This window comes from Plantibacter flavus, assembly GCF_051487245.1.
Taxonomy (GTDB): Bacteria; Actinomycetota; Actinomycetes; order Actinomycetales; family Microbacteriaceae; genus Plantibacter; species Plantibacter flavus_B.
In genome coordinates, this window is the sequence record NZ_JAHVDH010000004.1 from 1 (window position 1) to 15298 (window position 15298).

The window sequence follows — 15298 nt, forward strand, 5'->3', positions numbered from 1 at the left end:
GCACCCCTCGCCTACGCGATCCGGGAACGCCTCGACGCCGCCGCGATCCCCACCCGGGTCGCGGGTGATGCGCGGACGCTCGCGCAGCTGCGCGCAGACGCCCTCGCCTCCCTCGCCATCGCGGGCACCGTCACCACCGACGGCAGCCCGATCCCCGCCGACCCCGAGTCCATGAGTGACGTCGCCTGGCTGCCCGGCTCCGCCGCCCCCGCCAGCTGGACCGCACCGGCCAGCTCCGACATCGGACTTCCCGACCTCATCGACGAGCCCGTCGACATCCAGGCCCACATCCGCGCCTCCGTCCACCTCACCGTCCCCGCCCTGAGCATCCTCGGCATCACCGAGGAACCCGGCACCCTCGACGGCTACGGCCCCATCGACCCCGACACCGCTGCACGCCTCACCATCACCGCACCCTCGATGACCCGCATCCTCACCCACCCCGAAACCGGCACCGTCCTCTCCGTCGGCCGCGACCAGTACCGTGTCCCCACCGACCTCCAACGCGCGGTCCGCGTCCGAGACACCACCTGCCGCGCGCCCGGCTGCGCCCGCCCTGCCCGGAACTGCGACCTCGACCACACCACCGCCTGGCAACACCACGGCACCACCAGCCTCGACAACCTCGCCAGCCTCTGCCGACACCACCACCGCCTCAAGCACCACCCCGGCTGGCAACTCCAACAACACCCCGGCAGCACCCTCCACTGGACGACACCCGACGGCCGACGCCACACCACCATGCCCGAGTAGACCGCAATCGGGTCGTCGGCTCTTCGACGAGCTCAGGAACCACCGCCCTGTCCCCGAGCCTGTCGAGGGCGACACCACGCCTGATCATCGACAATGGGTGTGTGCGCTTCCGACGCGCGCCGCACCCGTCAACGCCGACGCAGAGGACACCATGAGAGCCATCCGACTCACCGCCCCGGACTCCGCCGAGATCGTCGAGCGTCCGGCGCCCGAACCGCTGCCGGGCGAGGTGCTCGTGCGGATCGAGCGGGCGGGGCTCTGCGGCACCGATGTCGCGCTCTTCCACGGGACGATGCCGTACCTCCTCGACGGCCGCACCGCGTATCCGTTGCAGCCCGGGCATGAATGGGCAGGTCTGGTGGTCGCCGTGGGTTCACCCGACAGCGACAGCCTGCAGCCCGGTGACCTCGTGACGGGCGACACCTTCATCGGCTGCGACGCGTGCGCCGCCTGTCACGCCGGACGCCACCACCTGTGCACGACGCATGTCGAGCTGGGTGTGCTCGGACAGACCGACGGTGCCCTCGCCGAGTTCCTCGTGGTGCCGGCCCGCGCCGTCCACCGCCTCCCGGACGGCCTCGACGCCGCCCTCGGTGCGCTCGTCGAACCGTCGTCCTGCTCGCTCCGCGGGGTGCGTCTCACCGACGTCTCCGCAGGTGATCGCGTGCTCGTCTGGGGTGCCGGGACGCTCGGCATGCTCGCCGCCCTGTTCGCCGCGCGGACAGGTGCCACCGTCGGTGTCGTCGCCCGCCGAGCCTCGGACCGCGCGTTCGTCGAGGGGTTCGGGCTGCGCTCGATCGACCCGGCGAACCTCGAACCCGGAACATCCGCAGCACCCGACGACCGGTTCGATGTGATCATCGAGGCGACCGGTTCTCCCGACATCACCCGACGACTGCTCGACCACGCGGCACCGGGCGTCCGGATCGCGCTCCTGGGTGTCCCTGGCGAGTCGGCCGGTCTGCCGACCAACGGCCTCATCCCGCTCGACGCGACCGTGCACGCCGTCCTCGGCGGCTCCGCGTTCATCGACGAGGCGGCAGGACTCCTGGCCGAACTGGGCGAGGACGCCCGTCGGCTCATCGGCACGACCGTCACGCTCGACGAGGTCCCGCATGCACTGGCCGCCGGTCTACCGCGCGCTGCTGGCACGGGACCGAAGACGCAGGTGCGGCTCGTCTGAGCGTCGCGCCACCCGGCGGGCGCTCCAGCACCGGTCGTCCGCCCTCCAGCCGACGACTGCTGGTCTGACCAGGCGATGACGGCGTCTACCATGGGAAACCGTGATGACCCGCCGACTCCCGCTCCTCGAGCAGCTGGGTCGACGCATGCCCCTCGACCGGCTGGGCGCTGATTCCGTCGACACGGCCGGATCGACCGCTCCCCTCCGCCGCTCGCTCGGCGTGTGGCAGCTCACGATGATCAGCGTCGGAGCGACACTCGGCACCGGCATCTTCGTCGTGCTCGGCACCGCGGTCCCGCTTGCCGGGCCAGCGGTGTGGATCGCCTTCGCCGTGGCGGGGCTGGCAGCCCTCCTCTCCGCGCTGTCCTACGCGGAGATGGCCGGTTCGGTGCCCGTGTCCGGGTCCAGCTACTCCTACGCCTACGCGACCATGGGCGAGGGCGTCGCCTGGGTCTGCGGCTGGTGCCTGGTCCTGGAGTACGGCGTGTCCGTCGCCGCCGTCGCCGTCGGAGCCGGACAGTACGTGAACGAGGCGCTCACCGTCTTCGGCCTCGCGCTTCCCCCGGCGCTCGCGAACCCGATCGGTGTCGACGGCGGGGTCATCAACCTCCCGGCGGCCCTGCTGGTCCTGCTCGCGATGCTCCTGCTGGTGCGTGGCGCCAAGGAGAGCGCCTGGGCCAACACCGTCATGGTGTTCGTGAAACTGCTCGTGCTGCTCGTCTTCGTCGTCATCGCCTTCACGGCGTTCTCCCTGCAGAACTTCGAGCCGCTGGCACCGATGGGCGTTGCCGGGATCGCCGCCGCGTCGAGTCGACTGTTCTTCTCCTACATCGGTTTCGACGCAGCCTCCACCGCCGGCGACGAAGCCACGAACCCGAGGCGCGACCTGCCCCGAGCGATCATCCTGTCGATGGTGATCGTCACGACCGTCTACATCCTGGTCGCGATCGCGGCGATCGGCGCCAAGCCCTGGACCGAGTTCACCGACGACGAGTCGGCGTTCGTCGGCATCCTCACCGAGCTCACCGGCCAGCCGTTCGTCGCCCTGTTCTTCTCCATCGGCGCGGTCGTCGCCATCGCGAGCGTCGTGCTCACCGTGTATTACGGCCAGACCCGCATCCTGTATCGGATGGCGCAGGACGGCATGGTGCCCCGGTGTTCGGGCGGGTGGGGCGCCGCACCGGGACGCCGGTCGCCGGGACGATCATCGTCGGCGCAGCGGTCGCCGTGGTCGCCGCGCTCATCCCGCTCGGCGAGCTCGCCGACGCGACGAGCATCGGCACCCTGTTCGCCTTCGCGCTCGTGAACCTCTCGGTCATCCTCCTGCGTCGCACGCGTCCCGACCTCGAGCGGTCCTACTCCGTGCCGCTGTTCCCGGTGGTGCCGGCCCTCGGCATCCTCATGTGTCTCGGCCTCATGGTCTCGCTCGGCGGGACGACCTGGCTGGTCTTCGCCGCCTGGATGGTCGCGGGCGTCCTGCTGTACCTCGGCTACGGACGCCGGCACTCCGCCGTCGGGGCGCTGAGCCACGACGCCTACCGGCACGCCATCGAGGCCGAGCGACCGGCCAGATGACGTCCTGTTACGGAATCCTCGATTTGCCAGGTGGCGCTCGGCACCGGTGATGCAGGATCGACCCTATGACCCGTCAGATCCGTTTCAACGCCTTCGACATGAACTGCGTCGCGCACCAGGCCTCCGGCATGTGGCGCCATCCCGACGACCGTTCGAGCACCTACAAGGACCTCTCCTACTGGACGGATCTCGCCCAGCTGTTGGAGAAGGGGAACTTCGACGGCATCTTCATCGCCGACGTCCTCGGTACGTATGACGTGTACGGCGGCAACAACGAGGCAGCGATCCGCAACGGTGCACAGGTGCCCGTCAACGACCCGATCCTCCTCGTGTCGGCGATGGCCGCCGTCACGAAGCACCTCGGCTTCGGTGTCACGGCCGGTACCGCCTACGAGCACCCGTACCCCTTCGCCCGCCGCATGTCGACGCTCGACCACCTCACCAAGGGCCGTGTCGGCTGGAACGTCGTCACCGGTTACCTGCCGAGCGCCGCACGCAACATGGGCCACGACGACCAGCTCGAGCACGACGAGCGCTACGACGTCGCCGACGAGTACCTCGAGGTCCTATACAAGCTGTGGGAGGGGTCGTGGGAGGACGACGCCGTCGTTCGCGACCGCGAGTCGGGCGTGTTCACCGACCCGGCGAAGGTGCACGAGATCGGGCATGCCGGCAAGCACTTCACGGTGCCGGGCATCCACCTGTCCGAGCCGTCGACGCAGCGCACGCCCGTCATCTACCAGGCCGGCGCCTCGCCGCGCGGCATCCAGTTCGCGGCTGGCAACGCCGAGGCCATCTTCGTCGGAGCCTCGACGAAGGCCGGCCTGAAGGCCACCGTGAGCCGGATCCGCGACGCCCTCGAGGCAGCCGGTCGGGACCGCTACTCCGCGAAGATCTACACGCTGCTCACGATCATCACCGACGAGACGAGCGAGAAGGCGCACGCGAAGCACGAGGACTACCTGCAGTACGCCTCCCAGGAGGGTGCACTCGTCTTCATGTCGGGATGGATGGGCATCGACCTCTCCCAGTACGACCCGGACGAGCCGATCGGCAACGTGAAGAGCAACGCCATCCAGTCGGCTGTCGCGAACTACCAGGCGGCGAACGAGGAGGGCGGCGAGTTCAAGGTCAAGGACATCTCCCGCATGGGCGCGATCGGTGGCCTCGGTCCGCGGATCGTGGGCAGCGCTTCGGAGATCGCCGACACGCTGCAGGAGTGGGTGGAGGAGACCGATGTCGACGGCTTCAACCTCGCCTACGCGATCACCCCTGGCACCTTCGAGGACATCGTCGAGTTCGTGATCCCCGAGCTCCGTCGTCGCGGCGCGTACCCCGAGGAGTACACCGAGGGCAGCCTGCGGCACAAGCTGCACGGCCGCGGTGACCGCCTGCCCGAGGAGCACACCGGGGCGAGGTACCGTTACCAGCCTGCGCACTAGCACCGCCCGCTGAGTCGCCCGGAACTGCACGGAATCCCGAGGGAAACGCGCAGATCCGGGCGACTCAAGTCGTGGAGCGCAGACCGGCTAACCTGATGGAACTGCAGAACACGACCCGGGAGTATTCCATGCCAGTGCCCACCAGCTCATCCGACATCGAGCGCCGTTCACTCCGCGACGTCGCCGCCGAGCGGATCCGCGCCGCGATCTTCGACGGCACGCTCGCACCGGGTGAGCATCTGAACGACGGTGAACTGCAGGACTGGCTCGGGATGTCGCGCACGCCCATCCGCGAAGCGCTCAACGACCTGGCGCGCATCGGGCTCATCGAGATGGCCGCGCAGCGCTACACGCGGGTCGCCCTGCCCGATCCGCAGAAGCGCACCGAGGTGCTGCAGACCATCGGCGCGATGCTCGGCGGTGTGGTTCGCGTGACGGTCCCGACCCTCTCTCCGGCACAGAAGAAGCCCCTGCTGCGGTCGCTGGGCACCGTGCTGACGGCTCTTCCGAAGCGCGATGCCGACGAGGTGACGAGTGTCGGCTGGACCTTCGTCCAAGACGTGATCGAGGCCTGCCCGAACCAGTCGCTCGTCACCGCGACCAAGGACATCGTGAACGCCCTGTCGTTCCGGATCGCCGCGACCAACGCGGTCGACGACGTGCCGTGGGACGTCCTCGACGAGGGCTTCGCCCAGCTGCGCGACGCGATCGACGCCGGTGACGCTGTGCAGGCCGAGCTCGCGATCGAGTCGATCTACCGCCTCGGCGAGCTCGGCTAGCACCCGCGCTCAGTCGCCCGGAAGAGCGCGAGAATCGCCGAAAATCGTGCAATCCCGGGCGACTCGGCGACGGCACGATCCGCTACCGTAACGGGATGAGCAAGTCCCACCCGGGGGCTTCGCCTGCGATGCAGTTCTGGGAGACGACGTGGATCCGGTTGCACTCACCGTCGGCGCACTCATCGTCGTAGCTGCTGCGGGCGCGTTCGCGCTCGCGTTCTTCTTCGTCATGGTCCTCAAACGGATGCGTCTGTCGACGATCGTCATCCGCGCCGTCGGCCTCGTGCTCGTCGTCATCGCCGTCTGCGCGCTCGCGATCGCGACGCAACTCGACGCTACGGCGGCCGTCGGTGTCCTGGGCGCCGTGGCCGGCTATCTGTTCGGTGCGGGATCGAGTGGCGACTCCGGTTCGGTGACCGCGGGTGACGTCGGTGACGGGAACACCATCGTCGGTCGAGATCTCAACCAACGTGTCGATGCGCTGAAAGCGGAGACGGTGCACCTCACCCAGGCACTGACGTCCTTGCAGCGATCGACCGAAGCCCGAGCGACGGGCACCACCGTCATCGACCTCGTCACCCCACACGTCGGGCAGATCGCCGACGACGATCTGGCGCGCAAGATCGCTGAGCTCATCGCTCGAGAACACGCCTCCGGCGCGCAGATCCGCGCAACCGTCGGACCGTACCTCTCGCGACGCGACAATTTCATGAGCACACTCCTGGTCTTCGACACCGGGGCGGAGACGTCGGCGGAGTTTCGCACCGTGTACGCCTGCGGCGCGGAACGCCCAGCGCCCCCGCGCGCCCCCGGTCGCTGACGCCCCGTACTGAGTCGCCTTAGATTGCACGGTTTTCCGCGATTTCCGTGCGTTCTCGGACAACTCACGAGACAGCGCGAGGTAAACGTGCTCGACTAGTTGTTATGACTGGTTACGATTCATCGTTCCTCGAGCTCTCCGAATCGGTCGCGCTGCCAACGCCGACGGACGCAGTCGCCGCAGCAGCGCTCCGGCCGCTCACCTACACGCACTTCTCCGTGCTGCTCGATCCGGATCGGCGCCTCGCCGCCGCGACGGGCGTCAACATCGACGGCGCAACGCTCCGTGACCTCGGCCGTGGAGACGACTGGCACCTCGACGACCGCGTGCCGGCGTCGGAGCAAGCCGGTCCGGAACTCTACGCCCGCAACGATCTCGACCGCGGCCATCTCGTGCGACGTCGCGACCCGGTGTGGGGCGACATCGACGAAGCCCGCCGGGCCAATGTGGACACCTTCTCTTACACGAACGCCGCCCCGCAGGCAGCCGAGTTCAACCAGTCGCTGGAGCTTTGGAACGGCCTCGAAGACCTCGTCCTCGAGTACGCGAGCGTCAACCGTCTGCGTCTCAGCGTCTTCACGGGGCCGGTGTTCGCAGACGACGACCCCGTCTACCGTGGCGTGCGGATCCCTCGGCAGTTCTGGAAGGTCGCGGCCTGGTCTTCAGCCGGTGCGCTCTCAGCCGGTGCGCTCTCAGCCAGTGGATACCTCCTCGACCAGACGCCGCAGCTCGACGACATCGACCTCTCGTCGCTTCGCGCGGCCGGCGAGCCGGACACCCCACCGCCACTCGGACCGTTCCGGACGTTCCAGGTACCGATCGTCGACCTTGCGGAGGTCACCGGGTTGGGGTTCGGCGCGCTCGCGGCGGCCGACGTCCTCGAACCCGCACGCGCCGTGCGCCCGGCTCCAGCCGAGTGGATCGAGCTCACCGACCGGGGCGACCTGAGGTTCTGAGACGCCGATGGGCGGTGAGTCGCCCGAAAACGCTCGAACATCGCCGATTTTCGTGCGTTCTGAGGCAACTCAGGGGCGGACGCGGGCGCGGCGCCCGTCGAAGCCGACGATGTCGCCGGGGTGCAGCTGCCGCCCGCGACGGAGATCGACCTCACCGTTCACGGTCACGTCGCCGTCGGCGATCGCCTCCTTCACCGTCCCGCCGGTGTCGAGCAGCCCCGCGAACTTGAGGAACTGGCCGAGGCGGATCATGTCGCCGCCGATCGAGACGTCGTCGATCTGGTCTGGATTGGTCATGCCCGAAGACTAACCGACCCTGCTGTTCCGCCCAGAACAGTGAGAGCCGCTCCGCTCACGCCCAGGCGACCGCGAGCGTCCACCGCCCGTCGGCGTCGCGGCGCAGGTCGAAGCGGGCGGGATCCTCCTCAGCACGCGCGGCGTCGACCCGCCAGGTCTCGATGTCGATGCGCACCCGCGACGGATCTCCGGCCAATGACGGCCGCCGCCCGAAGAGGGCTTGCGGCCGCCCGACGACCCGATAATCGGCCTGTTCCCACACGAACGCGACCGGCTCCCCCACGGCGGAGAGCGTGACCGCCACCTCGACATCCACGATCGTCGACACGAGCAACCTCCCCAACACCCGAACACATGTTCGATGCTGCAAGGCTAGAGCAACCCGCCGACAGTCGGCGCGACGCGCGCTCATTCGTGGACCACGGCGTCGCAGCGGACACCCCTGCCCCACAGCTGGCGGTGGCAGCTCGCCTCTCCATCTCCTATCCTGGCGCGACCGCCGCACACCCGACATGGAGGATTCATGCCGTCCACACCGTTCGCTCTCGCGGGAGTGCTCACCTGCGCCGCTGTGGGCGCCGCGACCATCGTCGTCGCTCGGATGATCGTGCGCGACCGCCCACCGCAGTACGTCACGCTCCGCTCGGGAGCAGACGCTGACAGCGTGCGCCTCGGACTCGACACCGTCACTGCGCTGCCGGGACAGTACGCCCTCGAGTTCGCCACAGGTGAGCGGGTCCTCCTCGGCGAGGTACTGAGCATCGACGACACCGCCCGTGAGGTCCTCCGCCAGGTCATCCGAGGATCCGTCCCTGCGACCGCGACGCACGCTCGCTTCACCGGCACGGCGGTCCTCCCCGAGGACCTCGCTGCTCCGACAGGTCCGATCCCACGCACCGCTTCTGGGTCGTGGAGGCTCGGTGACCCCGGCAGCACGACCTGGGCCGTGCATGTACACGGGCGTGGTGCATCACCGATGTCGACCCTCCGGACCGTGCGGACGACCGAGCGCGCAGGACTTCCGTCACTGGTCGCATCGTTCGGGCACCCCTTCGAAGCTCGACGCACTGGCCTCGCTTCCGATGACATCGACCGTGTGGTCGCCGCCATCGACGACGCCGTGACCCTCGGGGCAGAACGCGTCGTGCTGTTCGGCTGGTCGTTCGGCGCGGCCGTGAGCCTCGCCGCCGCACGCGCCCGCCCAAGCGTGGTCATCGGCGCTGTGCTCGTCGCGCCGATGCTGCACCTCGAACGCACCGTGCTCGCCGGGGCCCAGTCCGCCAGGGTTCCGCGCTGGCTCGCGCGACTGGCCCTGCACTCCCTCCGGTTCCGGCCGACCGCCAGACTCGCCGGCGCACACGGCCCACTCCCGATCCGGGAACTCTCAGACGACAGGGCTCCAGCGATCCCCGTGCTCGCGATCCACTCGCCCGACGACCGGACCATCGCTTTCCGCGAGACGGAGGCCGCCGCAGAACGGTCCGCGCACGTCGACCTGCTCCGCGTCGACGGCGCACCCCACGGCCTCGAATGGAACCGCGACCCCGAACGCTTCGAGCACGAGGTGGCGGGATGGGTGACGCGAGTCGCCGGAATGACGTCGCCCTCGCACGGCTAGGAGCATGTCGCGGCGCAGCACGACCACCGGTTCCTGGTCCTCGTGGGCGATGACGCCCCTGCCGCGTTGAAGACGCAGACGGGGATGAACACCCCCGCGACGACGAGGTTCGTTGCACGGTTCACCAGGGCGGGCAGTGTCAGGGAGAGCAACACCATGAGGCTCGGGATCGCGATGAGCGCGAGGAAGCCGGACAGCAACGCCCCGCTGATGTCGAAGACGAAGATGTCGCCACTCCGGATCGTGTCGATCTCGCCGGGTTGGTAGAGGTGGCGGGGCCCGTTCACCCGGTCGGCGGTAGGTCTGGGGATGCAGGCACACCGCCTGCGTCGTGGACATCGGTTCGCCGGTCACACGGTGACGACGACCTTCCCTCGGGTGTGGCCAGCCCCGACGTAGCGGAGCGCGTCGGCCGCCGCGTCGAGGCCGTAGGTGCGGTCGATGAGCGGCGTCACCTGCCCGGTCGCGATCATGTCGGCCAGAGTGAGCAGGTCCTCCCGCTTCTCGACCGAGAGGAAGGGCTTCAGGCGCTGGCGCGTGAACGCGGACAGGACGCGCGCTGTGACGATCCGCCCGACGGGCCCGAGCCAGCGACCTCCGCGGCCGCTGTTGGGGATGAGGGTGCCGGTGTCCGTCAGCGCGCGGCGCACGGCAGCCAGCGGCTGGGCTTCCACGTTGTCGAGGATGACGTCGTAGCGTTTCCCTGCGAGGGTGACGTCGGACCTCGTGTAGTCGACGACGTGGTCGGCGCCGAGCGACCGGACGAGGTCGACGTTGCGCGTGCTGCACACCCCCGTCACCTCGGCGCCGAGCGCCTTCGCGATCTGCACGGCGAATGACCCCACGCCGCCCGAGGCACCCGTGATCAGCACGGTCTGCCCCGGTCGGACCCGCGCCACGTCACGCAGCGCCTGCAATGCCGTCAGCGCCGACGTGGGTACCGCCGCCGCGTCCACGACCGACAGTTCGGCCGGCACGAGGACGAGGTTGTCGGCCGGGACGCAGGCGTACTGCGCGAGCGTGCCGGCAGTACTCCAACCGAACACCTCGTCGCCGGGCTGGAGCGTGTCGACCCCCTCCCCGACGACTGCCACTCTGCCGGCGAGGTCCCTGCCGGGGATGCCCTGTCGCGGGCGACGGAGCCCGAACGCCAGGCGCACCAGGTATGGCTCCCCGGTCATGACGAAGACGTCGCCGGGATGCACAGCGGCCGCGCTCACCTGGACCAGCACATCGCCTCGACCAGGCAACGGCACCTCGACCTCGGACACCTCGAGCACCGAGGGCGGACCGTAGCGGTGCTGGACAGCGGCCCGCATCATCGCCGTCCCCGCTGGATTCGCGCCGGCCGTCGGGCCTTTCGCCACGTTCGATTGCTCTTCCGTTCCCACCGGGTCCTCCTCGCATCTGAGCCGCGATCCTTGCAGGCTCGTACACTGTACGTCGTACGCTGTACTATGCGCGTACACTGTACGATTGTCAAGCCGCTCGAGCGAGGAGATCCGTGTCTGCAGAGGAACGCCAGGTCACATCCGACGCGGGGCTGAGCAAACCGCGGGTGGTGGCCGAGGCTGTCCGACTCGCCGACAACGAGGGCGTCGACGGGCTGAGCATGCGCCGCCTGGCCGGCGCGCTGGGCGCTGGCGCGATGTCGCTCTACCACTACGTGGCGAGCAAGGAAGAGCTGCTCGACGCCATGATCGACATCGTGTTCCAGGAGATCGAACTCCCGCCCGAGGGCACCGACTGGCAGACGGCGATGCGGAAGCGGACCGCATCCGCTCGCCAGGCCCTGGCGCGCCACCCGTGGGCGATCGGCCTGATGGAGTCACGGACGTCACCGGGGCCCGCGAATCTCCGGCACCGCGAAGCAGTCGTCGCCTGCCTGCGCACGGCCGGCTTCTCGGTCGTGATGGCGACGCACGCCAACTGGCTGCTCGACAGCTACGTCTACGGCTTCGCCCTCCAGGAGGCCAGCCTGCCGTTCGACACGACTGAGGAACTCGCGGACATGATCGAGGACGTCTTCCTCCCCGAGCTTCCTGCCGACGAGTTCCCGTACCTCAACGAGTCCGGCGCAGCGCTCCTCGCGGCCGGCTACGACCCCGCGGAGGAGTTCGGCTTCGGCCTCGACCTCATCCTCTCCGCACTCGAGCCCCTGCGAGCGTCCGCGTCGTCATCGGGACAAGGTGCGGCCCGCGAGAAGCAGGTCGCATCCGCCGGCCGGAGGCGCCGGCAGAACAGATGAGCGTCATGGGGCCGCGTCGTGGCGCTGCGTCGACGTCGCGCTGACGCAGGTCCGTACCGCGAATCAGGACGGAACAGGCCGGTAGCGTACGCTCACCGCACCCGATCGGAACTCCTGTCTCTCGACGGCTTCGAGGCGGATGCTGTCGCTCAGGCCAGCGAGCAGCGTTGGGCCGCGACCAGCGAGCACCGGCTGCACGAGGAACTCGTACTCGTCGATCAATCCAAGCTCGGCGAGAGCTGTCGGGAGACTGACTCCGCCCACCCAGAGGCCCGCCCCTGGTTCCTGCTTCAGCCGCCGCACCGCCTCGGCCCAGTCGGCTCCCAGAAGTTCCGCATTCCAGTCCACATAGCTCAGTGTGCTCGAAACGACGTACTTCTTCTGCTCGTCGATTGCTTCAGCGAACGGAATCTGCCAATCCTCCATCCACTCAGGCCATGCACCTGACGCCGGCTTTCGCCACGCGGACTGCATCATCTCGAACGTGACGCGGCCGAACAGCAGCGCATCGGCGCGCTCCATCTGCGCGGTCCAGTAGCTCATCGATTCGGGGTCAGGCGGTAATCCGGCCTCATGGGAGACAGAACCGTCAAGCGTGACGTTGATTGAGTATCGCAGGGGCCTCATCCTGGTCTCTTCTCTGCCCGTTGGGCGTCACCGACTGGCCGATGCAGGTCGCGGACCTCGCTGCCATGCTCGTGCTCATCACTCTTCTTGTCTTACACCTCTCCGGTCACCCATCGCTCGTTCTCCTGAAGAAGGTGACCACTGGCGATCCTCCGCCGACATCCCTCGTCACCTGCGCGACCACATCGTAGACGTCGGCGATGAGCTCTGCCGTCAGCACGTCGTGAGGCGTCCCGGCGGCGACCACCCGTCCAGCCTGCAGAACGACGACCGTGTCGCAGTACATTGCGGCAAGATTGAGGTCATGGATCGCGATGACCGTCGTGATCGGCAGCGCGCAGACCAGGTCGAGCAACTCCAACTGATGCCGGATGTCGAGGTGGTTCGTGGGCTCGTCGAGGAGCAACTGGCGCGGCTCCTGCGCGAGCGCCCTGGCGATCTGCGCCCGCTGTCGCTCGCCGCCGGAGAGCGTGTGCCACAGCCTGTCCGCTTCACCGAGCAAGCCGACGTGTTCGAGGGCGCGGGTCACCGCCGCGTCATCCGACCTCGTCGTCCCACCGAGCCCCGAGCGGTGCGGGATCCGGCCGAGACTCGCGATGTCCCAGACCGTGATGTCGACCTCAGTGTCGGCGTGCTGTGTGACCGACGCGATGGACCGGGCGATGTGACGTCGACCCACCGTCGACAGGTCCGCTCCATCGAGCGAGACGAAGCCAGCGGTCGGCCTCACCAGTCCGTGGAGCACGCGAAGGAGCGAGGACTTCCCGGATCCGTTCGGACCGAGCAGACCGACCGTCTCGCCGGGCCGCGGTCGCAGGGTCACACCGTCGACGACGAGCGCACCGCCCCTGTTCCACGAGACCTGCTCGGCCCAGAGCGTCATGCGCGCCTCCTCCGTCTCGCCAGCAGTGCGATGAACACGGGGACACCGACGAGGGCGGTGCCGACGCCGACCGGCAATGGCGTCGGGGAGAACACGACTCGTGAGCCGGCGTCCACCCACACCATGAAGACCGCGCCGATGATCGCCGTCGCCGGGATGAGTCGCGCATGGCGCTGTCCGACGAGGAGGCGGGCGGCATGAGGCAGCACCAGGCCGACGAAGCCGATCGCGCCTGCGACGCTGACCAGGGTGGCGGTGATGAGCGCGGTCGCGATGAGCAGGATCGCCCGCGTTCTCACGACGTGGATCCCGAGTGACGCTGCGACGTCCTCGCCGAAGGCGAAGGCGTCGAGCGCATGCGCGTACCGAAGGCACAGCACGGAGCCGACCGCGACGACGATCGCGCAGAGCGCCACGTCGTCCCACCGCACACCCTCGAGCGAGCCGAGCAGCCAGAACATGACACCACGCGTCTCGTCAGAATCGGCGAAGGCGAAGATGATCAGTGAGGTCAGCGCCGAGAACAGCTGGGTGCTGGCGACGCCGGCCAGCACCACACGGTCTGTGCCACCCCCGGAGAGTCGTGCGAGCAGCAGCACGAGCCCGAAGGCGAAGAGGGCCCCGATGAACGCACCTCCGGAGAGTCCGATCGACGCACCGCCGAACCCGAGGATGCCGATGGCGACAGCACCCGTGGAGGCGCCCGAGGAGACACCGAGAATGAAGGGGTCAGCCAGTGGGTTGCGGAGCAGCGACTGCATGATGACACCGCAGAGCCCGAGACCGGCACCGCACGCGGCCGCCACGAGCGCCCGTGGAAGGCGCTCCTCCCAGACGATCGCGTTCTTCGAGACCTTCACCGGGATGTCGGTGAGCCCGAGGTGGTTAGTGACGACGTCGCGGACATTCACCAAGAGCACGTCGGCAGGACCGAGCGTGATCGCCACGCCCACGGACACGAGCAGGAGGAGGACTCCGGCCAGGACGAGGAGACCGGCGGTCAGGGCACGCCTGCCACGCGTCGCCCGCTGCGCGCGCGTCGGCACCTCGGTGGAGGTCAGAGCTCGTCCTCGTGCTCGACCCACCACGCCTTGATCTTCTCGAGCCCGTCGACGAAGCGGATCGACGGGTTGAGTTCAGCGCCGTGCAAGGCGATGTAGCGCTTGTTCCGGACGGCATCGATGGTCTGCGCGACCGGATCAGATTCGAGGAACGCGACCTTCTCGTCAAGGCGGTCCCCTGGGAAGCGGTCGCGCTGCAGATCACCGAGGATCAGCACCTGCGGGTCGCGGTCCACGAGCGTCTCCCACGTGGTGGCCGGCCAGTCGTCGGCGACGTCCGACAGCACGTTGTCGAGGCCGACCGACGATGCGAGGAGCGCGGCCGAGCCGAGCCCGCCGGCGACGTACGGGGTCTTCGTGTCTGCGAACCAGAAGGCGACGGAGGCGCCGTCGAAATCGACGCCCTCGGTCGCCACAGCCGCACGGGTGCGCAGTTCGTCGATCAGTGCCGCTGCACGGTCGGACACGTCGAAGACCTCGCCGAGTTCGGTGATCTCGGCGTAGAGGGCATCCACGGTCAGCATCGTCGTCCGCGTCCCCCCGCCGTTGACGCTGGTGCCGTTGTCGCAGTCCGTCGGTGAGAGGTAGGTCGCTGCACCGGTCTCCGCGAAGCGCTCCCTGGTCGCCACGCCGCCCTCGTTGAAGTGGCGGCCGAACGAGGCGGTGATGAAATCCGGATCGGCGCCGAGGACGACTTCATACGTCGGGGCGTTGTCCGCGAGCCGTGGGACGTCCGCGTTCGCGGCAGCCAGCGACTGCAGCACTGGATCCGTCCAGGACGCGGTGCCGACAACTCGGTCCTCGAGGCCCAAGGAAAACAGGATCTCGGTGGAGTTCTGATCGAGCGAGACGACGCGCTGCGGTGCCGCATCGATCGTGACCTCGGTCCCGCAGTTCTCGAGGACCAGCGGATACTCGGTCGCACCCTGGCCTTCGAGCGCTGGCGAGCTCGGTTCGACCGCTTCGGAAGCGCCGCAAGCGGTCAGGGTTCCGGCGAGCAGGGTCGCAACGGCAAGACTGATGGCGGCGCGTCGAGACACGTCGGGACTCCTTCAT

Annotated in this window: 16 protein-coding genes and 1 pseudogene; 9 read left to right on the plus strand and 8 right to left on the minus strand. The window is 68.7% G+C overall.

The window, feature by feature from the left end:
- The 7 genes and pseudogenes from KXS11_RS10350 to KXS11_RS10380 form a co-directional block, all read left to right on the plus strand.
- On the plus strand, positions 1-753 hold a 753-nt coding region (locus KXS11_RS10350; RefSeq protein WP_437385498.1), incomplete at its 5' end, for an HNH endonuclease signature motif containing protein.
- A gap of 151 nt (positions 754-904) precedes the next feature.
- Complete coding sequence (locus KXS11_RS10355; RefSeq protein WP_437385499.1) at positions 905-1936, plus strand: zinc-dependent alcohol dehydrogenase; 1032 nt, start codon at positions 905-907, stop codon at positions 1934-1936.
- 103 nt (positions 1937-2039) lie between these two features.
- Positions 2040-3511 (plus strand): annotated as a pseudogene (locus KXS11_RS10360) (APC family permease).
- 65 nt (positions 3512-3576) lie between these two features.
- Positions 3577-4953, plus strand: a complete 1377-nt coding sequence (locus KXS11_RS10365) for an LLM class flavin-dependent oxidoreductase (protein WP_437385500.1) — start codon at positions 3577-3579, stop codon at positions 4951-4953.
- A gap of 128 nt (positions 4954-5081) precedes the next feature.
- The gene (locus KXS11_RS10370; RefSeq protein WP_437385501.1) at positions 5082-5732 is read left to right on the plus strand and encodes a GntR family transcriptional regulator; all 651 of its coding nucleotides are present in this window, start codon (positions 5082-5084) and stop codon (positions 5730-5732) included.
- A gap of 148 nt (positions 5733-5880) precedes the next feature.
- Positions 5881-6552, plus strand: coding sequence for a hypothetical protein (locus KXS11_RS10375; protein ID WP_437385502.1), 672 nt, complete (start codon positions 5881-5883; stop codon positions 6550-6552).
- 104 nt (positions 6553-6656) lie between these two features.
- On the plus strand, positions 6657-7508 hold the full coding sequence (locus tag KXS11_RS10380; protein WP_437385503.1) for a DNA/RNA non-specific endonuclease: 852 nt from the start codon (positions 6657-6659) through the stop codon (positions 7506-7508).
- A gap of 69 nt (positions 7509-7577) precedes the next feature.
- Here KXS11_RS10380 and KXS11_RS10385 read toward each other — a convergent pair whose 3' ends face one another.
- Positions 7578-7805, minus strand: a complete 228-nt coding sequence (locus tag KXS11_RS10385; protein WP_437385504.1) for an RNA-binding S4 domain-containing protein — start codon at positions 7803-7805, stop codon at positions 7578-7580.
- A 55-nt stretch (positions 7806-7860) separates the two neighbouring features.
- A complete protein-coding gene (locus KXS11_RS10390; RefSeq protein ID WP_437385505.1) occupies positions 7861-8133 on the minus strand; it encodes a hypothetical protein in 273 nt (90 codons plus the stop codon).
- 195 nt (positions 8134-8328) lie between these two features.
- On the opposite strand from KXS11_RS10390, the gene KXS11_RS10395 reads away from it, so the two are divergent.
- Complete coding sequence (locus KXS11_RS10395; RefSeq protein WP_437385506.1) at positions 8329-9423, plus strand: alpha/beta hydrolase family protein; 1095 nt, start codon at positions 8329-8331, stop codon at positions 9421-9423.
- Here the strand turns inward: KXS11_RS10395 and KXS11_RS10400 are convergent.
- Both KXS11_RS10400 and KXS11_RS10405 read right to left on the minus strand, forming a co-directional pair.
- A complete protein-coding gene (locus KXS11_RS10400) occupies positions 9420-9710 on the minus strand; it encodes a hypothetical protein (RefSeq protein ID WP_437385507.1) in 291 nt (96 codons plus the stop codon). The two genes, KXS11_RS10395 and KXS11_RS10400, sit on opposite strands and share 4 nt — an antisense overlap.
- Before the next feature lie 63 nt (positions 9711-9773).
- Positions 9774-10814: an NAD(P)-dependent alcohol dehydrogenase gene (locus KXS11_RS10405; RefSeq protein WP_437385508.1), complete on the minus strand. Its 1041-nt coding sequence runs from the start codon at positions 10812-10814 to the stop codon at positions 9774-9776.
- 113 nt (positions 10815-10927) lie between these two features.
- Here KXS11_RS10405 and KXS11_RS10410 point away from each other — a divergent pair, with 113 nt between their 5' ends.
- Positions 10928-11671, plus strand: coding sequence for a TetR/AcrR family transcriptional regulator (locus tag KXS11_RS10410; RefSeq protein WP_437385510.1), 744 nt, complete (start codon positions 10928-10930; stop codon positions 11669-11671).
- 63 nt (positions 11672-11734) lie between these two features.
- Here KXS11_RS10410 and KXS11_RS10415 read toward each other — a convergent pair whose 3' ends face one another.
- The 4 genes from KXS11_RS10415 to KXS11_RS10430 all read right to left on the minus strand — a co-directional run bounded on the left by KXS11_RS10415 (position 11735) and on the right by KXS11_RS10430 (position 15282).
- Complete coding sequence (locus KXS11_RS10415) at positions 11735-12298, minus strand: dihydrofolate reductase family protein (protein WP_437385511.1); 564 nt, start codon at positions 12296-12298, stop codon at positions 11735-11737.
- Positions 12299-12404: 106 nt separating this feature from the next.
- Positions 12405-13181, minus strand: coding sequence for an ABC transporter ATP-binding protein (locus KXS11_RS10420; RefSeq protein WP_437385512.1), 777 nt, complete (start codon positions 13179-13181; stop codon positions 12405-12407).
- Positions 13178-14266 carry a FecCD family ABC transporter permease gene (locus KXS11_RS10425; RefSeq protein ID WP_437385513.1) on the minus strand — a complete coding sequence of 363 codons (1089 nt, stop codon included), beginning with the start codon at positions 14264-14266 and terminating at the stop codon, positions 13178-13180. The genes KXS11_RS10420 and KXS11_RS10425 overlap by 4 nt, the downstream gene beginning before the upstream one ends.
- Positions 14239-15282, minus strand: a complete 1044-nt coding sequence (locus KXS11_RS10430) for an ABC transporter substrate-binding protein (protein ID WP_437385514.1) — start codon at positions 15280-15282, stop codon at positions 14239-14241. Before KXS11_RS10430 ends, KXS11_RS10425 begins: the two co-directional genes overlap by 28 nt.
- Positions 15283-15298 lie beyond the last annotated feature (16 nt).